The sequence below is a fragment of the Vreelandella halophila genome, assembly GCF_019903425.1.
Classification (GTDB): domain Bacteria; phylum Pseudomonadota; class Gammaproteobacteria; order Pseudomonadales; family Oleiphilaceae; genus Halospina; species Halospina halophila.
Map to the genome: position 1 here is coordinate 396,174 of NZ_JACHUZ010000011.1, position 18,310 is coordinate 414,483.

At 58.7% G+C, this 18,310-nt stretch carries 19 protein-coding genes; 10 read left to right on the forward strand and 9 right to left on the reverse strand.

What is annotated here, in order from left to right; translation table 11 throughout:
* Nucleotides 1-17 precede the first annotated feature (17 nt).
* The 3 genes from paaK (at nt 18) to H4I92_RS02150 (ending at nt 4,384) form a co-directional block, all read left to right on the forward strand.
* Complete coding sequence (paaK, locus tag H4I92_RS02140; RefSeq protein WP_077528996.1) at nt 18-1,319, forward strand: phenylacetate--CoA ligase PaaK; 1,302 nt, start codon at nt 18-20, stop codon at nt 1,317-1,319.
* A 257-nt stretch (nt 1,320-1,576) separates the two neighbouring features.
* The gene (locus H4I92_RS02145; RefSeq protein ID WP_077528997.1) at nt 1,577-2,800 is read left to right on the forward strand and encodes a DcaP family trimeric outer membrane transporter; all 1,224 of its coding nucleotides are present in this window, start codon (nt 1,577-1,579) and stop codon (nt 2,798-2,800) included.
* Between the two features lie 534 nt (nt 2,801-3,334).
* Nucleotides 3,335-4,384, forward strand: a complete 1,050-nt coding sequence (locus H4I92_RS02150) for a hypothetical protein (RefSeq protein ID WP_143512572.1) — start codon at nt 3,335-3,337, stop codon at nt 4,382-4,384.
* Between the two features lie 26 nt (nt 4,385-4,410).
* Here the strand turns inward: H4I92_RS02150 and H4I92_RS02155 are convergent, their stop codons facing one another.
* The 3 genes from H4I92_RS02155 to exaC are packed head-to-tail and all read right to left on the reverse strand — an operon-like array spanning nt 4,411 to nt 7,424.
* Nucleotides 4,411-4,758 carry a DUF779 domain-containing protein gene (locus H4I92_RS02155; RefSeq protein WP_077528999.1) on the reverse strand — a complete coding sequence of 116 codons (348 nt, stop codon included), beginning with the start codon at nt 4,756-4,758 and terminating at the stop codon, nt 4,411-4,413.
* A gap of 56 nt (nt 4,759-4,814) precedes the next feature.
* On the reverse strand, nt 4,815-5,843 hold the full coding sequence (gene adhP / locus H4I92_RS02160) for an alcohol dehydrogenase AdhP (protein WP_077529000.1): 1,029 nt from the start codon (nt 5,841-5,843) through the stop codon (nt 4,815-4,817).
* 60 nt (nt 5,844-5,903) lie between these two features.
* Nucleotides 5,904-7,424, reverse strand: coding sequence for an acetaldehyde dehydrogenase ExaC (gene exaC, locus H4I92_RS02165; protein ID WP_077529001.1), 1,521 nt, complete (start codon nt 7,422-7,424; stop codon nt 5,904-5,906).
* Between the two features lie 377 nt (nt 7,425-7,801).
* On the opposite strand from exaC, the gene H4I92_RS02170 reads away from it, so the two are divergent.
* Nucleotides 7,802-9,523, forward strand: a complete 1,722-nt coding sequence (locus H4I92_RS02170; protein WP_179105594.1) for a sigma-54-dependent Fis family transcriptional regulator — start codon at nt 7,802-7,804, stop codon at nt 9,521-9,523.
* A gap of 86 nt (nt 9,524-9,609) precedes the next feature.
* On the opposite strand, the gene H4I92_RS02175 is transcribed toward H4I92_RS02170, so the two are convergent.
* Entirely contained in the window at nt 9,610-10,149 is a 540-nt protein-coding gene (locus H4I92_RS02175) for a hypothetical protein (RefSeq protein ID WP_077529003.1), read from the reverse strand.
* A gap of 131 nt (nt 10,150-10,280) precedes the next feature.
* On the opposite strand from H4I92_RS02175, the gene H4I92_RS02180 reads away from it, so the two are divergent.
* Both H4I92_RS02180 and H4I92_RS02185 read left to right on the forward strand, forming a co-directional pair.
* Nucleotides 10,281-11,105, forward strand: a complete 825-nt coding sequence (locus tag H4I92_RS02180) for a hypothetical protein (RefSeq protein WP_143512573.1) — start codon at nt 10,281-10,283, stop codon at nt 11,103-11,105.
* A 4-nt stretch (nt 11,106-11,109) separates the two neighbouring features.
* On the forward strand, nt 11,110-12,213 hold the full coding sequence (locus tag H4I92_RS02185) for a hypothetical protein (RefSeq protein WP_077529005.1): 1,104 nt from the start codon (nt 11,110-11,112) through the stop codon (nt 12,211-12,213).
* Between the two features lie 25 nt (nt 12,214-12,238).
* Here the strand turns inward: H4I92_RS02185 and H4I92_RS02190 are convergent, their stop codons facing one another.
* Nucleotides 12,239-13,438, reverse strand: coding sequence for a DcaP family trimeric outer membrane transporter (locus H4I92_RS02190; protein ID WP_077529006.1), 1,200 nt, complete (start codon nt 13,436-13,438; stop codon nt 12,239-12,241).
* A gap of 186 nt (nt 13,439-13,624) precedes the next feature.
* Here H4I92_RS02190 and H4I92_RS02195 point away from each other — a divergent pair, with 186 nt between their 5' ends.
* Nucleotides 13,625-14,296 (forward strand): glutathione S-transferase, encoded by a 672-nt coding sequence (locus tag H4I92_RS02195; RefSeq protein WP_077529007.1) that lies wholly within the window; start codon nt 13,625-13,627, stop codon nt 14,294-14,296.
* On the opposite strand, the gene nudE is transcribed toward H4I92_RS02195, so the two are convergent.
* Nucleotides 14,284-14,847, reverse strand: coding sequence for an ADP compounds hydrolase NudE (nudE, locus tag H4I92_RS02200; protein ID WP_077529008.1), 564 nt, complete (start codon nt 14,845-14,847; stop codon nt 14,284-14,286). The two genes, H4I92_RS02195 and nudE, sit on opposite strands and share 13 nt — an antisense overlap.
* Before the next feature lie 74 nt (nt 14,848-14,921).
* Between nudE and H4I92_RS02205 the strand changes: the two genes are divergently transcribed.
* A complete protein-coding gene (locus H4I92_RS02205) occupies nt 14,922-15,599 on the forward strand; it encodes a 6-phosphogluconolactonase (protein WP_077529009.1) in 678 nt (225 codons plus the stop codon).
* Between the two features lies 1 nt (nt 15,600).
* Nucleotides 15,601-16,254 carry a bifunctional 4-hydroxy-2-oxoglutarate aldolase/2-dehydro-3-deoxy-phosphogluconate aldolase gene (gene eda, locus H4I92_RS02210; RefSeq protein WP_077529010.1) on the forward strand — a complete coding sequence of 218 codons (654 nt, stop codon included), beginning with the start codon at nt 15,601-15,603 and terminating at the stop codon, nt 16,252-16,254.
* Here eda and H4I92_RS02215 read toward each other — a convergent pair whose 3' ends face one another.
* From H4I92_RS02215 to H4I92_RS02225, 3 genes are all read right to left on the reverse strand, one after another.
* On the reverse strand, nt 16,255-16,695 hold the full coding sequence (locus H4I92_RS02215; protein WP_077529011.1) for a VOC family protein: 441 nt from the start codon (nt 16,693-16,695) through the stop codon (nt 16,255-16,257).
* A gap of 35 nt (nt 16,696-16,730) precedes the next feature.
* Entirely contained in the window at nt 16,731-17,081 is a 351-nt protein-coding gene (locus H4I92_RS02220; protein ID WP_218668109.1) for a hypothetical protein, read from the reverse strand.
* Nucleotides 17,082-17,267: 186 nt separating this feature from the next.
* The gene (locus H4I92_RS02225; RefSeq protein ID WP_077529013.1) at nt 17,268-17,756 is read right to left on the reverse strand and encodes a GNAT family N-acetyltransferase; all 489 of its coding nucleotides are present in this window, start codon (nt 17,754-17,756) and stop codon (nt 17,268-17,270) included.
* Between the two features lie 277 nt (nt 17,757-18,033).
* On the opposite strand from H4I92_RS02225, the gene H4I92_RS02230 reads away from it, so the two are divergent.
* On the forward strand, nt 18,034-18,309 hold the full coding sequence (locus H4I92_RS02230; protein WP_077529014.1) for a fibronectin type III domain-containing protein: 276 nt from the start codon (nt 18,034-18,036) through the stop codon (nt 18,307-18,309).
* Nucleotide 18,310 lies beyond the last annotated feature (1 nt).

Consider the following 18,310-nt stretch of genomic DNA (forward strand, 5'->3'; position numbering starts at 1 on the left):
AAGCGCAGGACAGACTCATGAGCTTACCACTCAGCAAGATCGGCAAACTCGACCGGATGGAGACCGCTTCCATCGATGAGCTCCGGCATGAACAGATTCAACGCCTCCGTTGGAGTCTAATGCATGCCTATACCAACGTACCATTTTACCGCAAGGCCTTTGACGAAATCGGGCTTAAGCCGATGGATGTCAACTGTCTCGATGATCTGGCCAAGGTGCCTTTTACAACCAAATCGGACCTGCGGGATAACTACCCGTACGGCATGTTTGCAACGTCCATGTCTGACGTGGTGCGAATCCACGCCTCAAGTGGCACTACCGGCAAGCCGACAGTTGTTGGTTATACCCAAGGCGACATCAACATGTGGGCGGACGTTGTTGCACGTTCCATCCGTGCCGGAGGCGGCCACGCAGGCGATAAAGCTCATATATCCTATGGTTATGGGCTGTTCACAGGCGGTCTCGGTGCTCACTACGGCGCTGAACGTCTGGGGTGCACCGTCATTCCAATGTCCGGTGGCCAGACGGAAAGGCAGGTCCAGCTGATTCAGGATTTCGAACCCGACATCATCATGGTTACGCCTTCCTATATGCTGAACATTGCCGATGAGCTTGATCGTCAGGGCGTCGACCCACACAAGCTCCCGCTGCGTCTTGGCATCTTCGGAGCCGAGCCCTGGACAAATTCCATGCGTACCGAGATTGAAGAGCGCCTCGGCATCCAGGTTCTCGATATCTACGGTCTGTCTGAGGTTATGGGCCCAGGTGTCGGCATGGAGTGTATTGAAACGAAAGACGGTCCAACCATCTGGGAAGATCATTTTTATCCGGAAATCATCAATCCGGAAACTGGTGAAGTATTGCCCGATGGGGAATATGGCGAACTGGTGTTCACCTCGTTGACCAAGGTCGCACTGCCTGTTCTGCGGTACAGGACCCGTGATCTGACCCGTCTGCTGCCGGGTACAGCAAGGCCAATGCGTCGAATCGACAAGATTACGGGGCGTAGTGATGACATGTTGATTATCCGTGGAGTCAACGTTTTCCCTAGCCAGATCGAGGAGCAGGTGCTCAAGTGCGAGCCACTTGCCCCTCACTACGAAATTGAGGTCTACAAGGAAGGCAACCTCGATTGCGTTGATGTCCGCGCGGAACTCCGGTTCAACGCTTCGGGGGAAGATCTGCGAGATAACGCCGCCCGTGAGCTGGCCCATCACATCAAGTCCTATATCGGTATCAGCACTCGTGTCGAGGTGCAGGATGCCGGTTCCCTGGCCCGCTCTGAAGGTAAGGCGAAGCACGTGTTTGACCGCCGCTAGGAAACGAGGCACAACCGGCCATCTGTTGCGCGAGCCAAGGTGAGTTCAAGCGGTTGGATGAAAGGGCAAATGATAATGAACAACAAAATGTTCAACTGGGAAGGAGGCTTTTAAAAGTCGGCCGACGGCCGATTGCTTTCAAAGATATAAAAAAGATTCGGTGCTGTTTGGTTCAGTAACAAAGGCCACGTCTTGGAGCATATTCTTATGCTGTTCTTTGCGTGGCAGTTTCCAAATAATCGTAGAAGGAAAGAATCATGTATAAGAAAACAAAAATCTCCACGAGCATTTTCGCCATGACATTTGGTTTTGGCGCATTGCTGCCACTGCAAGCAGCTGGACAAGATGAAGGCTTTCAGGTTGGTAATACCAACTTTACCATCGGTGGCTACATAAAACTCGATACAATCGCTACCCGAACCAGTGATGGTAAACTAGCTGCTGATTCACTGCGTGATTTCTATGTGCCGTCCACAACCCCAGTGGGGGGCGGCGACAGTAACGAAAGCCTCACAATGCATGCCAGACAATCCCGATTCTCTATCAATACAGTGACTGACCTAGGAACGGGTACCGATCTTACTGGCTTTGTGGAGATGGATTTCGGTCCTGCAAGAGAACTCCTGAATGGGACGTCGACGACGAATCGCGCGGCGGTCAATCTTCGCCACGCTTATTTTGAGTATGGAAATTGGGGCTTTGGACAGACATGGAGTAATGCGCTATTTGGCCCGGCTATGCTTGAGACGCTGAACTTTTTCTCCGTCTCGGAGGGCGTTCCAACACCGAGGCAACCGCAGATTCGTTACGAGAATGGCCCCTGGGCGGTTAGTCTGGAGAATCCTACGACAACGGCTCAAGTAGAAGGGGCTAACACCTCGGTTATAAGCTCCAACGTAGAAGTAACCGACAGTATCCTGCCGGATGTGGTTGTACGCTATTCCATGATGGGACAGGATTCGCAACTCGCGCTGGTTGGTATTGTTCGTCAATTGAAAGTGGATGGAACGATTAACAACGAGCCGTTTACACAGAGCACGCCGACGTTGGATGAAACCGAGAGTGGGTATGGTCTGGGAGTCTCAGGCAATGTTCAGCTGAGCGAGGCAACGGATTTCAAGTTCATGGCATTGGGGGGCAGTGGTGTCGGGCGTTACAGCGGCTTGGCTTTTGCACCTGATGTGGTCGTTGCAAGTGACGGCTCTGGAATGGAGGCTGTTGATCATGTTGGCTTCAACCTCGGTATTGCGCATCGAATTAACAAGCATTGGCGCACCAATGTTGGGTTCGGCATGGAAGACGCTGACGTTGAGGGGCAGAAAATGTCTGAGACATCCTGGAGTGGTACCGCCAATATAATGTACTCGCCAGCTCCTGCTTTGACGTTTGGTGCCGAAGTTAAACATGGTGAGCGTACACTTGTTGATGACACCGATGGAAGTCAGTCTCGACTGCAATTCTCAGCCAAATACAGTTTCTGAGAAGTCTGAGGCGGTGGAGGTCTTACCGACCTCCACCCGCTCCGTTCCGGTTTATCGATCGATTTTGCTCACCTGCCAGACCCTCCTGGCATCTCAGTTGTTGCACGCCTAAAATGTCGCATTCTAAGGATAGAATGCCCGTGATATTTTAATGCATCGGCCGTCTTCCAGTAGTACGAGCACTTCTTGTATTCCCTACGACTCCCTCTTGCGACAACTCTCCTCCTGACCGCCTGCGTCTGTGCGCTTTTACGAGAAGCGGGAGCGAGCTTAGCCTGGAGCATTCTGTCCGCTTTCAGCCTGGTCGGTTTCGTGGGGCTGCAGTGGAGTGGCATCACTCGAGTCTATCGTGGGTTCTTTTTTCTTGCGTGTGGGCTGGGGGGCGGCCTCTGGGGCAGTGAGCGCCTGGCGGTTCCGGAGCTGGTCGAGGCCATTGATCGAGCAGCGTTTTTCGCTCTTTTCCTGACATCCCTGGCGGTCCTGCGTGAGTCCGCCAGCACCTCTCGTTTGGTGCGAGAGTGCGGGGAGGTGTTGGTGGATCAGCCGCCGGGCCGGCGGTACCTGCTTATGTCCGTTGGGGCGCAGCTGTTTGGTGTAATGTTGAACGTTGGTTCACTGAATGTGCTGGGTAACATGGTGCGTCGCGGTATTAAACCGGGGCTCACGGAAGAGGCGCAGCGAATAGCCGGCATCCGGCTCAAACGGATGCTGACCGCGACCCTCCGGGGGTTCAGCAGTGCCCTTATCTGGACCCCGACATCCGTCACTATGCTGCTGGTGCTCTCCGGGATTCCGGAGCTGACCTGGGAGGAATACGCGCCATTGGGACTGCTGTGGTCAGCGCTCTTTATCCTGCTGGGTGCGGTACTGGACAGGTTTTCATATCCGCGTCGCAACCTGGGCTACGGCCAGGGTGGGTCGCTCAGGCGTCTGATTCCACTGGTTGCCCTTGTCGCCCTGTTTCCGATCATTGCCTTCGTCGTTTCTAGGGGGACAGGGTTTGACCTGTTTGCGGCCCTTCTGATCTGCGCGCCTGTGATCGGAACAACTTGGATCGGTCTCCAGTATCGCCGGGCTGGCTTCTGGACCGCCTGCCGCCTTGTAGTGCGACGGCTGTTGAGGTCCTTTCCGCGTACGTTCACGGGGCAGCGCAATGAGGTGACCCTGTTTGCATCCTCGGGCTTTATTGGCGTAGTTCTGATCCCATTGATTGACCCGGAACATGTAAGCCAGTGGTTGAACATGCTGCATATTGGCGGGGCCGGACTGATGGTCCTGGTCTCGCTGCTCATCCTGGCTTTTTCATTCGTAGGCATCAGCGCGATCGTGACGGTGACCGTTCTGCTGGGGGTTATCCAGAACATGCCAGAGATCGCTATCCCACCCATGGTCCAGGCCTCCGTAATTGCCATCACCTGGTCTCTTTTTGCGGGCGTTTCGCCGTTCACCGCCTCTCTTCGCTTCATTTCAGGGTACGCAGGCACCGAGCCTTTACGGTTTGGGATCATCTGGAATGGTGTCTTTACGGTGCTTGTCCTGTCGGTGATGTACGCTGCGCTCTTTTTATATCTGGGAGCTGGCTAGGAAACGGCTCACGTCGGCGCCGGTAGTCAGTCTGGTGCTACATGCACCTCGGAGCGCGTGATAAAGCGCTTACCCTCTGGCGCCTCCAGTGAAAAACCGGCACCACGGCCTTCTACAACATCGATGATGAGGTTGGTGTGCGCCCACCGTTTGTACTGCTCACCGCCGATGTAGAAAGGCTCGCCAGCGATAGTGCCGAGGTAAACGTCGTGAACACCGACGCGGAACTCCTCATGCGGGTAGCACATCGGGGCGCTGCCGTCACAGCAACCGCCCGACTGGTGGAAGATAAGTGGACCGTGCCGGTTGTGCAGCTCATGGATAAGGGACTCAGCTTCAGGGGTAGCTGAGACCCTGATTGTGGCTTCCGTCATGACTGTTCTCCAATTGGTGGGCGGCCAGCGCAAGGCTGGCCGCAATGACTGCAGAGTCAGCACCCCATGTCGAGCACCATGCGCCCCTCGATCTGGCCCTGGCGCATCTCATCGAAGATTGTGTTGATTTCATCAATGCTGCGCTTGGTCACCGTAGGCATGACCAGACCTTCACCGGCAAACGCCAGTGACTCCTGGAGATCCAGCCTTGTTCCGACAATGGAGCCCCGTACGGTGATGCCGTTGAGCACCAGGTCGAAGATGGGCAGCGGAAAGTCCCCCGGAGGCAGGCCGTTGAGCGCCACCGTGCCGCCCCGCCGGACCATGCCCAGAGCCTGGCTGAACGCCGCATTCGAGACGGCGGTGACCAGTACGCCGTGAGCACCTCCTATTTCCGACTTGAGGCGCTGCCCTGGATCCTCTTCTTTTGCATTGATTGTGATCTCGGCGCCAAGCTGGCGGGCGAGCTCCAGCTTCTCGGGTGCTATATCGACTGCCGCAACGTGCATTCCCATAGCTTTTGCATACTGCACCGCAACGTGGCCTAGACCACCGATACCCGAAATGGCAACCCATTGCCCGGGCCGGGTATCGGTCACCTTTAGGCCCTTATAGGTGGTAACCCCTGCGCACAGGATGGGCGCCGCCTCAAGGAAGCCGAGCTTGTCCGGCAGGTGGCCCACGTACTCGGCATCGGCAATTACATAGTCAGCGTAGCCGCCCTGAACCGAGTAGCCGGTATTGTTCTGTGACTCACACAGAGTTTCCCAGCCTCCGAGACAGTGCTCGCAGTGACCGCAGGCATCGTAAAGCCAAGGTACGCCGACCCGATCACCTTCACGCACATGATTGACACCGCCGCCAATCGCGGCGACATGGCCGACGGCCTCATGGCCTGGAATCAGCGGCAGTATCGGTTTCACGGGCCAGTCGCCTTCAGCGGCATGCAGGTCAGTGTGGCAGACACCGGAGGCGGCCACCTTCACCAGCACTTCACCTTGCCCGGGGCGTGGTACAGGCGTTTCGTCAATCACGAGGGGCTGACCGAAATCGCGTACGAGTGCGGCCTTCATCATCTCTGTCATTGTTCTCTCCTCATTTCGTATGGGACGTGTAAGGCGACACGAACGCCGCCTGGAGTGAGATCAGAATAAGCCCATGGGAGTTTGGCTGTAGCTCACGAGCAGGTTCTTCGTCTGCTGGTAATGTGCCAGCATCATCTGATGGTTCTCGCGACCGATGCCCGATTGCTTGTAGCCACCGAAGGCCGCATGCGCGGGGTACAGATGGTAGCAGTTGGTCCAGACTCGGCCCGCCTGGATGCCGCGTCCCATCCGGTAGGTGGTATGGGCACTGCGTGACCAGACGCCAGCGCCCAAGCCGTAAAGCGTGTCATTGGCAATATCGAGAGCGTTATCCATGTCGGTGAAATCTGTGACCGAAACGACGGGGCCAAAGATCTCTTCCTGGAATATCCGCATGCTGTTTCTGCCTTCAAACACTGTTGGCTGGATATAGAAGCCGCCGGCAAGGTCGCCTTCTGGCTGCAGCTGTTCACCACCAGTAAGTACTTTGGCACCCTCTTGGCGACCAATATCAAGGTAGGCGAGGATTTTTTCGAGCTGATCGCGCGAGGCCTGAGCACCGACCATGGTTTCGGTGTCGAGTGGATTGCCGGTTTTTATCCGTCCGACTCGGTCCAGGGCAGCATCCATAAAGTCGCCATAGAACGACTTCTGGACAAGCGCACGTGACGGGCAGGTGCAGACCTCGCCCTGGTTGAGGGCGAACATGGAGAAGCCCTCAAGAGATTTCTCGCGGAATCCATCGTCCTCGGCAAAGCAGTCCTCGAAAAAGACATTGGGAGACTTGCCGCCCAGCTCCAGAGTAACCGGGATGATATTCTCCGAGGCGTACTGCATGATCAGCCGCCCTGTCGTCGTTTCACCCGTGAAGGCGATCTTGGCGATACGAGGGTTGGACGCAAGAGCCTTGCCGGCCTCTGCGCCAAAGCCGTTGACCACGTTGAGAACGCCGGCCGGCAGCAGATCCGCGATCATCTCGAGCAATACCAAAATGCTCGCCGGTGTCTGCTCTGCAGGCTTGAGCACGATGCAGTTACCCGCTGCAAGTGCCGGCGCGATCTTCCAAGTGGCCATTAAGATCGGGAAATTCCAAGGAATAATCTGACCAACGACTCCAAGAGGTTCGTGAAAGTGGTAGGCCACCGTGTCGTTGTCGAGCTCACCGATGGTCCCTTCCTGCGCACGGATGACTCCAGCGAAGTAGCGGAAATGATCAATCGCCAGCGGGATATCTGCGGCCAGCGTCTCTCGTACTGGTTTGCCGTTGTCCCAGCTTTCCGCAACGGCGATCTTTTCTAGGTTTTGCTCCATGCAATCGGCAATGCGGTTGAGTATTACGGCGCGCTCAGCGACTGGCCTTGAGCCCCAGGTTTCCTTGGCGGCATGGGCCGCGTCCAGAGCCAGCTCGATATCGGCTGCTTTGGAGCGTGGAACGCGACAGAACGTCTGTCCAGTGACGGGCGTAGGGTTATCGAAATACTCGCCATCGACGGGAGCCTTCCAGTCGCCCCCAATGAAGTTTTCGTACTGATCTTGATAATTGATGATTGCATCGGAGCTGCCAGGTGCGGCATAGATCATGATCTGTCCTCCTGCCTTTTTGTTGGTGTCATGCAGTACCTCGTACTGCACAACAGTCGTGGCAAGAATCGGACCAGAGTCCTTCTTTATGGTTAGATTTCTGATTTCAGGGCTTTTATAGGGAAGGAGATTTTGACGGCGAAAAGTCGCATTGGGTGGTTGCAACGTGGCAAACTGCAACAGTACGCTGCAAGGTGCAACACAGGAAGAGTGCGATGGGTCGCCGTCGTTATATGGACCAGTGGAGCTCCGATCAGTTGCGAACCCGTTTGCTTGAGGGTGCTGATCCGCCGGCCGGTGTCGCCGACGGCGTGGGGCGCTCATGGCAGCGCTGTCGTGCGCTCGGGTTGAGGCCCGGGCGCTCTGGTACAGATGCGATGCTTGAGCAATCTGCGCTTGAGCGCATCCGGCAGCGCAACGAGCGGCTGATCGCCTTCGCGCAGCCAGAACTTGCTAACCTGCACCAGCAGATTGCCGGTACCAACAGTGCCGTTCTGCTCACCGATGCCGAGGGGATCATCCTGCAACGCCAAGGTGATCCGGCCTTCAACCGACGTAGCCAGCGCGTTGCTCTGCAACCGGGCGCCTGCTGGGGCGAGGCCGCGCGTGGGACCAACGCCATCGGTGTCGCGCTTGCCGAAGGCCATGCCAGCTCTGTTCACGGGGCTGAGCATTTTCTCGAAAGCAACACCTTCCTCACCTGTGCGGCAACGCCGATTCGCGATGCGGCAGGCAGGATCATTGGGTTACTCGACGTCTCGGGTGATCAGCCCGCGCGTCAGCTCCATGGACTGGGGCTGGTTCGGATGGGCGCGCGGATGATCGAGAACCGGATTCTTGAGGCTGAATACCCGGAAGCGGTATACCTCCATTTCCATGCGCGGCCCGAGTTGATCGGCACCCTGGGTGAGGCCATCCTTGTGCTTGATGAGAATGGCCGGGCACTCGCTGCGAACGAGGTCGCAAAAGCTCATTTTCCCCAGCTAGTACCCGGTGATGCCTTTGAGTCGCTCTTTGATGCAACATTGGATCGCATCACCACGTTCAACAATGACAGAGTCGTACTGCACACCTTCCAGGGCATCAATGTCACCGCCATCATCCGCTGGCCTGGGCCTACGACCCGAGTATCCCGGAGTGTTGCGACGCAGGCCAGCAACCCGCCCTCGGATGACCCGTGCCCAACCCTGCATGCAGGGGATCCGGATTTTGTTGCTCGCATGCAGCGGGCGAGCCGTGTCTTTAACAGTGGGATCCCGGTGCTGCTCAAAGGTGAAACCGGCACGGGCAAAGAGCAGGTGGCACGGATGCTTCACGAACGCAGCGACCGTGGCGATGGACCTCTGGTGAGCGTCAACTGTGCTGCCATTCCCGAATCACTGGCGGAAGCGGAGTTGTTTGGCTACCGGCCGGGAGCATTCACCGGGGCCAGTCCAGAAGGGGCTTCGGGCTATGTGCTGAACGCCGATGGCGGTACGCTCTTTCTCGACGAAATCGGCGACATGCCGATCGCTCTGCAGAGTCGGCTGCTGCGTGTGCTCCAGGATCGTTGTGTCGTTCCCGTGGGCAGTACCAGGCCCATCCCGGTGGACTTTGCGTTGGTGAGCGCCACTCACCAGGATCTACGGGGCGAGATGGCGGAGGGGCTGTTCCGGGCTGATCTTTACTATCGCCTATGCGGTCTGGAGGTGGTACTGCCGGCGCTTCGCGAACGCGCCGACCTTGACGGGCTTATTGATCGTTTCATTACTGGCACAGATCCAACAGCGGCTCTCTCGCCGACCGCCAGGGAATGCCTGCTTGCCCATGACTGGCCTGGCAATCTTCGTGAACTGCATAATGTGTTGCGCACAGCCATAGCGCTGCGCGAGCCAGGTAGGCCAATCAATGCAGGCGATCTTCCGCCAAGCCTGCATTCTGAGGCCAATACGAATCCCGAAACGCAGAACTCAGCGAAAGGTGAGCTGCGCGAAACGGAAGAGCGCTGCATGATCGAGGCTATTGAGGCCCACCAGGGCAACTACGCCGCCGCAGCCCGGGCTCTTGGAATCAGTCGCAGCACGCTCTATCGGCGCCTTAATAAGCGCTGCCGGGGCTGATTCGAGCGATTGTCCCGTTGTCGCGGTCAATAGTGATTGAAATGCCCCGGCATACGCGACCCTTCCTGAATCGTTTCATCCCTTAGTCAGAACAGATGGGGTTTCCCATCTTCTTCCACGAATGGATTGTTGAAGGACGATGTCTCTCTCTGGAGACGTGCTTCCGGATGCCTCTGGGCCATGAGTTCCTTCATGCGCTGCTCATCCTTTTTCCGGACATCGACCATGACCAGGTGTTCGCCATTCTCGATGGCATCGTGAAACCGGCGGATCCGGTAATTCTCCGCGCCGATTCCGCCGAAACCCGCGAGAAAGGCGCCTGCGGCCACCATGAAAAGGAACAAGGCAATCCAGGCGGCAGTGGGCATGGCGAATGCCTGGGTCCACTGTGCGGTTGTAATGAAAGCCAGGGCAAACAGGCCGCCGGCTATGGCGCCACGTTCGGTATAACGGGGCAGATCGGTACGGTCAAAGAGGCTTGCGCTGTGCAGCTTCCGGGTGAACAGACCCGCCTCATCACGGCTCAGGATATGGAATCGCCAGTCCGTGATGCCCTCCTGGTGCAGGTCCTCGGATATGGCTTCCACGCTGTCCATCCGGTCGACGAGATAGAATAGACGTTTCATAGGTCACCTCCTGCTCATTCAGGGTTGAACAGGCTCCGAGACCGCTGTGCTTCGGGGTCTGTTATTACAATGTACGACCTGATCAGAAAGTGTTCAAGCAGTATGTCTGGATGCTGTGCCAGAATAACCCCATGACAATGACCTCACCCGTACGCCTGCACACGCCGCCCGAGCAGCACCGCATCGCCAGGCATGCGGCTCTTCTGCTGATCTGTGTTGCCGCGCTCTGGTTGTTCATGTTGCAGGGGCGGGTGCTGGCAGCCGGTTGGGTGGTGCTGATCTGGATGGTTGTGACACTGGTTATGCTCCGGGGGCTGTTCCTGCGGGCGCGCATCAGGCGCAGGGCGTGGCGGAGCGCCTACCTCTACCCGGAGAGCCCATGGAACCGGCGTCTGCGTGGCGGTTTGTGCCTGTTCATCGTCCAGCTGATCAAGGCGGGTGTGCTGGCGGCGGTTCTGCTGCTGACAGTGGTCCGGATCGGGGCGGCACCCGGAGTCTGGCGGTTGATGCTGGTGGCGGTGTTGCTGTTTGTTCTGGCACGCGCCAGGGCGGATCGTGTGTTCTGGCGTGATGCCTCGCCGGCTTATCGGCCGGAGCTGGTTGCACGGGTAGGGCAGTGGGGCGCGGGCGTGGTTCTGGTGTTTTGTCTGTTGCTGTGGGCCCTGGTGCAGCCCCAGCCGGATTTCCGGGAGGCGACCCTGGAGCAGGTGCTCTGGCACGTTACCGACCGGGAGAGGGCGGTCAGCGTGGCTGTGGAGAAAGGCACACAGTGGCTTGCGGCCTGGCAAGGCCTGGAACAGTGGGTGGTGCAGCAGATCACGGCTGCGGATCAGCCGTACTGGGTCAGGGCTGGCGTCTGGGTTTCCGTGCTGGTGCGCCAGAGCCTGTTCGTGGTTTCGCTGCTGGTGCTGTTCAACGGTGTCCTGGCCGGGAGGCTGCACGATGGCAGGAGGTGAGGGTATGCGGCATGGTCTGGGTGCGGTTGTGATCTGCGCGCTGCTGGCGGCCGGCTGGCACGGCGCCGGGGCCTTCCAGCAGCGTGAAGCGCCCAGGGAGGCGCGGCTTCACCTGGTGTTTGATGGCACCCACTACCGCGTGCCGCAGTCCCGCCTTCCGGAACTGCAGGCGCGTTCAGGCATCTGGTTCCGGCAGGGGGCTACATTGGGGCAGGAGGGGCTGGAGGCGCGTCTTGAGCGGGGCATGGTCAGGCTTTTCGAGCCCGTTGAGAATCAGCTGCCCACGTTTCTGGACTGGTACTACAGTCTTGGGGGCGAGTACACGCGCCTGAGTGGCTGGGCGCTGGAGACGCTGGGTTTTGAGGGCCGGGCGCTGGTGGTCGGCAGAACCGAGGAACTGCTGTTTGAGGAGACGGATTTCCAGGCACGTCTCGCGGCGCTCGAGCGTGGACTTGCAACGGATGCGGGCCGCTATGCGCAACGCACTCTGAAGGGCTGGCGTCGTATGATGCGGGCCGCGCTGGCGGACTATGAGGTGCCTCCGCCCCTCAACCACTCACGGGAGAATAATTCCCGGGCCCTTGACCTGGATGTGCTGTCATCAGGGGTGATGGCGGGCGAGCGTGGCAGGCTGGAGAACCGGCTGGCACTGAGTGGCGCGGGAGGGATTGCAACAGGAGCACTGGTCTGGCGGGCGGCCACCCGCGCCGCGGTGGCTTCCGGAGGCCGTGCTGCAGCAGCTCGTGGTGCGGGAAGGGTGGCCTCAAGGGCCGGTTCCGCGGCACTGGCAGGGCTGGGGGTTTGCGGTGCAACCGGACCGCTGGCGATAGGCTGCGGCCTTGTTGCCGGTACCGCGGCTTGGGTCAGCATTGACTGGGCGATGATCGAGGCGGACGAGTGGGCCAATAGAGACAAGCTCGAAAGGCGCCTGAGGGAAGGACTGGATGATGTGCGTCATGACCTGAAGAGCCAGTTCTCGCGGGCGCTGAAGCAACGTCTGGAAAAGCTGAATGGCCGCCAGAGGGCCCGTATCCGCAATACGCTGACCCCATTGGAAACCATAAAAAAGGCCGCCACACAGGGTGGCGGCCAAATGGAGCACGGATGATGATCCTCAGGATAACGGGTCCGGATCAGAACCCGAGCTTGGCGGTGAACTGCAGCCTGTGCAGCTCGCCGTTTCTGCCATTTTCCAGCTCTTTATCCCCCCAGATTACTTCGCCGCCGAGGTCCAGATTGGAGATTGGCGAGTAGATCAGGTTGGCGTGAGTGCTGGTGTAGCTCTTCGCAGCCGTGCCGAGTGTGGCGTCAGGGTTATCGGCACTTGCGTGAGAGAGTGTAAGGTTGGAACGCCACTGAGGGCTCCAGATGTGGCGGTAAGACACATGTCCGCTGACCTGATCGACCAACTCAACGTCGCCGTCGGCTTCGATTTGTGCCGCCTGGAACCCATTGAGGGCGATGTAGCGGCCAAGCGCGTTACCGGCATTGAGTTGCGCGCGGATATCGCTGCCGTTATCTCCAACGGGGAACTTACCTGCGAGGGATACCGCGTAGCCGTAAGCGCTTTCACGGCTGTCATCACCGTTGTTCAGTGATGCATCACGGTAAGCTATTTCCCTACCCATGACAGCGACACTTGCGCTTCCGTTGTCGATGGGAGCGTTGTAACGGGCTACCAGATCAGGCATTCGGTTCTGATCAAATTCTGACTCGCTAGCGGTGCTTACCGGGGCCGTTGTTGATTGCGGGTTCTCGATTGCGAAATCCCAGTTGCCGGGGCTATAGCGAATCTGTGTTTGGCGAACAAATACAGTGCCGACTGGGCCGACGAAGTCAAGGTTCTCAGGCAGTGAACTCACATTGAAAAACGTCGACCAGGTTTGACCGATGGTGAAGTCCTGAAAGGTCATGAAGGCATGACGCAGACGGGGGCTGTAGCTGCTGGAGACATCCTCGTCGATGTCAGAGCCGAGAAAGTCGATTTCAACATAAGTGCCAACATTGCCAATATCAGTCTCAGTGTCGGTACTGAAAAAGATCCGGCTCTGCCGGGCGTTCATGTTGTAGTTGTAGCTGCTGTTCGTTGCGTTATCTGTGGGGATTGCGCCGGGAACAAGGAAATTCTCAAATCCATATTCACCCGATGCGCTGTCAGTGGCTCGTGTGACGTGGGAATCCATTTTTACAAACCCACCCACATCAAAGTTCGTATTCGCTAGAGGCGTATTCTCCAGTGCGGAAACCCGCTCCTCGAGATCCTGGGCCTGGACGCCGCTGCTGGCAGCGCCAATGGCAATCGCGAGGGCAGTCACTGAGAGTTTTTTGTTCATTGTGATTTCTCCTTTTAGACAGAGCTTGAGCACGGCTCATTCCGGAACGACTGCTGTCTTCCGTTAGGAATGAGCCTGCGTGGCGTACGGGATTGCCGCAATTAGACGTTGGTCGAAATCGATTGATCCCTGGCCCCATGCACTGCGTAGTGAACCGGTACACCCGTCTGAACGCAGGAAGCACCCATGATCACACTGCATCACCTCAACAACTCGAGGTCCCAGCGCATTCTCTGGATGCTGGAGGAGCTGGGGATGGACTACCGCATCCAGCATCACCAGCGGGATCCGAAATCCAGCCTGGCGCCGGAGAGCCTCAAGCGGGTCCATTCCCTTGGAAAATCGCCCGTCATCGAGGACGAAGGGCGGGTGATTGCCGAGTCCGGAGCCATCGTGGATTACCTCGCCCGAAAGGATCCGCAACGGCGTCTTCTGGTGGAAGAAGGGGGTGAGGGGTTTCTGGACTGGACCTTCTGGATGCATTATGCGGAAGGGTCGCTCATGCCGCCGCTGGTCATGCGGCTGGTGTTCGAGAAAGTGCGCACTGGCCCCATGCCGTTCTTTGCGCGCCCTGTCGCCAAAGGCATTGCCGACAAGACCCACAAAATGTTTCTGGGACCGCTGATCGCCTCCCACCTGGATTTTGTGGAGGATCACCTGGCGCGCCATGAGTGGTTTGTGAACGATAATCTGACGGCGGCCGACATCCAGATGAGTTTCCCCCTGGAAGCGGTGGTGGCCTCCGGTCTGGCGCGGCGGCGTTACCCCAACATTGCCCGTTACGTGCAGAACTACCAGCAGCGGCCCGCCTACAGGCGCGCGCTGGAGGCGGGTGGCGAGTACGCCTACGCCTCCTGAACCGGCTTGCCGCCCTGTTTCAGGTCCCTGACCATGTAAAGGGCGGCGATCACACGGGCCTCGTTCATATCCTCCCGGGCCACCAGTTCGTCCAGCCGCGAGAGCTTCCACGTGAAGACCTCCAGCGGCTCGGGCTCATCGCCTGGAAGGTGCGACTCGGACAACCCCTCGGCCAGGATGACCCGGATGTGGTGCCCCATGTAGCCCGGTGACAGGGTCATGTCCTTCATCCAGGCAAGGTGTTCCGCCCGGTAGCCGGCCTCCTCCTGGAGCTCGCGGTTGGCGGTCTCACGCCAGTCCTCGCCATGTTCGGTACCGCCCTTGGGCAGGGTGATATGGTATTCCTCGGTTCCCACCCCGTATTCACGGATCAGCACCACGGTGTCGTCGTCCAGAAGCGGTACGCACATGATGCCGGCGATCGGCGGTGTGCGCAGGCGCTCGAACTCGCATTCGGTGCCGTTGGTGAAGCGCAGGTGCACTTCCTCGATGCCGAACAGTCGGCTGCTGGCCACCAGTCGTGTGTCCAGTATCTCGGGCTTGTTTTCCATGGTTTCAGGGCCTGTTCTGTGAGACGGTAAGGCCGACAGTCTGGCTGGAATGGCAGCAGGGCGCAAAACCATGCATGGCACCCCGTACCCCCGATTGGTACCTCTTCAGCAACAGGGCAGCCCAGGCCCAGGCGCTGGCGGATCATGTGGCCGATGCTCTGCGCCGGGCGCTGGCCCGGACCGGAGCGGTCACCCTCCTGGTTTCCGGAGGAGGCTCACCGGCCCATTTCTTCGAATGCCTGGCCAGCTTTGCCCTGGATTGGGAGCGGGTATGGGTGATGCCCGTGGATGAACGGGCCAGTCCACCGGAGCTGGAATGCCGCAATGAATGGCTGATCCGCCGGACAATCCTGACCGGCCAGGCCGCCGTTGCACGCTTTGTGTCCCTGGATCAGCCCATGGAGGCACGGGCCCTGAGGGAGTGTGCGCCATGGCCGCCAGTTCTGGCGGTTCTGGGCATGGGGGAGGATGGGCACAGTGCTTCCTGGTTCCCGGGTGATGCAGCGTCGCTGGAAGCCCTCCAGAACACCGCTGGACCGGCGGTGGTGGCTACCCGTGCCAGCGCTGAGCCGGTTGAGCGCCTGACCCTGAACTGGTCGGCCCTGGCGCAGACGACGGAGCGGGTTCTGCTGATATCCGGGGATGCCAAGCGAACACTGCTGGAACGGATTGCGGCGGAGGGCCTCAGCTGGCAAAAATACCCGGTGGCCCGTCTGCTGTCGGCCCCCTTGAGAGTGTTCTGGAGCCCCTGATATGCATAGCGATTACGGCAACCATCACCAGCATGACCTTGAGCACTGGCTGCGTCGCGCCCGTGTGGTCCCGATTCTGACCCTGGATGATGAAGCGGACGCGGAGCCGGTGGCCGATGCCCTGGTCAGTGGTGGCATCAGTGTCCTGGAAGTCACACTCCGGACGTCCTCTGGGCTGCCGGCGCTGCGGCGCCTGCGCAGGCGGTTCCCGCAACTGGTGCTGGCCGCCGGTACGGTGCGTTCCATTGAGGATTTTCACAGCGCGATTGATGCCGGGGTTGACTTCGCCGTCTCCCCCGGAGCCTCGCATACGCTCCTACAATACGGCGTTACAGCCAGTATTCCTCTGCTCCCTGGGGTGGCTACACCCACTGAGCTGCTTAAGGGCTTCGAATTCGGTTATCGCGGGTTCAAGTTCTTCCCGGCTGCAGCCAGCGGTGGTCTGCCGATGGTGCGGTCACTGCTGGGGCCTTTTGCCGAGGCCTGGCTGGTGCCAACCGGCGGTATCACCGGGGAGGATGCTGCCACTTGGCTGCGGGAGTCCAATGTGGCAGCGGTCGGAGGTACCTGGCTGGTCCCGGAGGATCGGATCAGGGCCCAGGACTGGCCCGGGCTTGAACAGCTTGCGGCGGCTACCCTCAGGCATCTGGATTGATCACCATGTGCCGGTGTTCTCCATGGAGGCCCAGGGTTCGCTGGGTTCCAGCGCCTCGCCTTTCTGGAGCAGTTCAATGGAAATGCCGTCCGGCGAACGCACAAACGCCATGTGGCCATCCCGTGGTGGGCGGTTGATGGTTACGCCGTTGTCCTGCAGGTGCTGGCAAAGCTCGTAGATGTTCTCCACGCGATAGGCCAGATGCCCGAAATTCCGCCCGCCGGTATATTCCTCCGGGTCCCAGTTCCAGGTGAGCTCCAGCATGGGCGATTTGTTGGTGTGTGCGGATTCTCGGTCTCCCGGCGCGCACAGGAACACCAGTGTGAACCGGCCCTTCTCGCTTTCGCGGCGGCTGACTTCTTCCATGCCCAGCAGGTTGCAGTAGAAGTGCAGGGATTGTTCAAGATCACTGACGCGGACCATGGTGTGCAGGTATTCCATGGAGTGCCTCCTGTTGTGGAACGTGACAGGCGGGGTCAGTCGGAACCGTCCCCGTTGTGGTTGGGATTGTGGATGTAATGCGAGGCGTCGACAATGCCGCCGCTGCGCAGATACTCCTGAACGGCAGGGGAGCAGTTGAGGTAGAACAGCAGCAGCTCCCGCTGGATGTCCTGATCTTGGACCCGGGAGGCGAAATGGATCATGTCCCGGATGCTGTCGTCACTGTCCCAGGGGAATTTGCGCTGGTAACGCAGCTCCAGCAGCTTGCTCAGGCGCTCAAGGTGGTAGTCGCCGGTGTAGGTCAGATGATCGCGCAGCCGGAACCCTTTGTCGCCGGACTTTCCCGATTGCTGTCTGCTTCGTCGCCAGAGAGATTTGAGCAGCAAGCTGTATCGCCTCCCTTTGCCTGCCAGCCTATCCGGTCAGGATAATTCGACATTATGCCTTTGCGGCCGTAGCGTCCAATACATTCTGTAACGTCTGTTTACAAACTCTAGTCCATTTCTGTCTGGCATGTGAGGGGGCGCACGCATTCGGTCCGGTAGGACTGTGCGCTGTATCATGCTCTCTGGTTACGGTGCGCGGTGCAGTGGCTTATGCATCAGGGTGCGCGTCAGGGTGACGCCGTCGCCCGCTCGAATCTGTTCGCGATGCACCGGCTCGAAGCCGAGACAGAGGAAAAGTGGAAGGGATACGTCGCTTGCCCGCGTCGTCAGGGTAGCTATACCACTCTGGTGTGCAACCGTCTCGAGTTGGGTGACAAGATTCCTTCCTATTCCCAGCCTCTGCCAGCTTTCATCCACATACAGCATGTTCACCAGGTGTGCCGGGCAGAGCTGGGCAAATCCCACGGTACTGCCGTCGGCAAGCGCCATTACTGTCAGCCCCTGCCGCAACTGTGCATCGGCGCTGGTCGCGTCTGCTGCCCACTGGGCCCAGGCACGGCGCTGGGCCGCTGAGTAGACACCTTCATCCACCGAGCCGATACTGCGTCGATAGAGTCTCAGTAGTGGGGCAGTATCTGCCCATGGAAGCAGACGCTGGTAGTGGATTGCGGTCATGGGGAGAACCTCAGGACTGTCTCCGAAACGTATCAAAAAGCATCTGGATTAAATACACTTTTACAGAATTGGCCGTTACGATTGGTGCTAATATGTCAGCAAGCTGGTTCCAAAAATGCCATATCCGGCCAGATCATTGAGCATCCGTGTGGTCGGTAGTCTGATTATGAGTCTGGCTCTGGTCGGCTGTCGGGGAGGAGGCGGTTCTGACTCTGGCTCAGGGAGTAGTGGGGCCGCTCACGAGCAAAGCCGGGATGGCAAGCAAAAAAATGCCAGTGTGGTATCGGGCAGTGCGGTACTGAGCTGGGATGCACCCGCATACCGGGTTAATGGCGATGGTCTTCCGGACGGCCATATTTCCCATTATGTGGTGCTTTGGGGGCAGGACCCGGAGCAGCTCAGCAACAGCACGGAAGTGACCTGTCAGGATTGTCAGGATATGGAGTACACCGTGGAAGACCTGAGCGAAGGCAAATGGTACTTTTCGGTGAAAACCGTCGATTCTGAGGGCCGTGAGAGCGCACGGGCTGAGCCGGCCAGCAAGACCATCTGAT

Coding starts and splice junctions, on each gene's coding strand:
- H4I92_RS02205 (WP_077529009.1), top strand. CDS start 14,922: ATGGCACCCCGTACCCCCGATTGGTACCTCTTCAGCAACAGGGCAGCC.
- H4I92_RS02145 (WP_077528997.1), top strand. CDS start 1,577: ATGTATAAGAAAACAAAAATCTCCACGAGCATTTTCGCCATGACATTT.
- H4I92_RS02195 (WP_077529007.1), top strand. CDS start 13,625: ATGATCACACTGCATCACCTCAACAACTCGAGGTCCCAGCGCATTCTC.
- H4I92_RS02170 (WP_179105594.1), top strand. CDS start 7,802: ATGCTTGAGCAATCTGCGCTTGAGCGCATCCGGCAGCGCAACGAGCGG.
- nudE (WP_077529008.1), bottom strand. CDS start 14,847: ATGGAAAACAAGCCCGAGATACTGGACACACGACTGGTGGCCAGCAGC.
- H4I92_RS02185 (WP_077529005.1), top strand. CDS start 11,110: ATGCGGCATGGTCTGGGTGCGGTTGTGATCTGCGCGCTGCTGGCGGCC.
- H4I92_RS02225 (WP_077529013.1), bottom strand. CDS start 17,756: ATGACCGCAATCCACTACCAGCGTCTGCTTCCATGGGCAGATACTGCC.
- H4I92_RS02215 (WP_077529011.1), bottom strand. CDS start 16,695: ATGGAATACCTGCACACCATGGTCCGCGTCAGTGATCTTGAACAATCC.
- adhP (WP_077529000.1), bottom strand. CDS start 5,843: ATGACAGAGATGATGAAGGCCGCACTCGTACGCGATTTCGGTCAGCCC.
- H4I92_RS02180 (WP_143512573.1), top strand. CDS start 10,281: ATGACAATGACCTCACCCGTACGCCTGCACACGCCGCCCGAGCAGCAC.
- exaC (WP_077529001.1), bottom strand. CDS start 7,424: ATGATCTATGCCGCACCTGGCAGCTCCGATGCAATCATCAATTATCAA.
- H4I92_RS02190 (WP_077529006.1), bottom strand. CDS start 13,438: ATGAACAAAAAACTCTCAGTGACTGCCCTCGCGATTGCCATTGGCGCT.
- H4I92_RS02155 (WP_077528999.1), bottom strand. CDS start 4,758: ATGACGGAAGCCACAATCAGGGTCTCAGCTACCCCTGAAGCTGAGTCC.
- paaK (WP_077528996.1), top strand. CDS start 18: ATGAGCTTACCACTCAGCAAGATCGGCAAACTCGACCGGATGGAGACC.
- eda (WP_077529010.1), top strand. CDS start 15,601: ATGCATAGCGATTACGGCAACCATCACCAGCATGACCTTGAGCACTGG.
- H4I92_RS02175 (WP_077529003.1), bottom strand. CDS start 10,149: ATGAAACGTCTATTCTATCTCGTCGACCGGATGGACAGCGTGGAAGCC.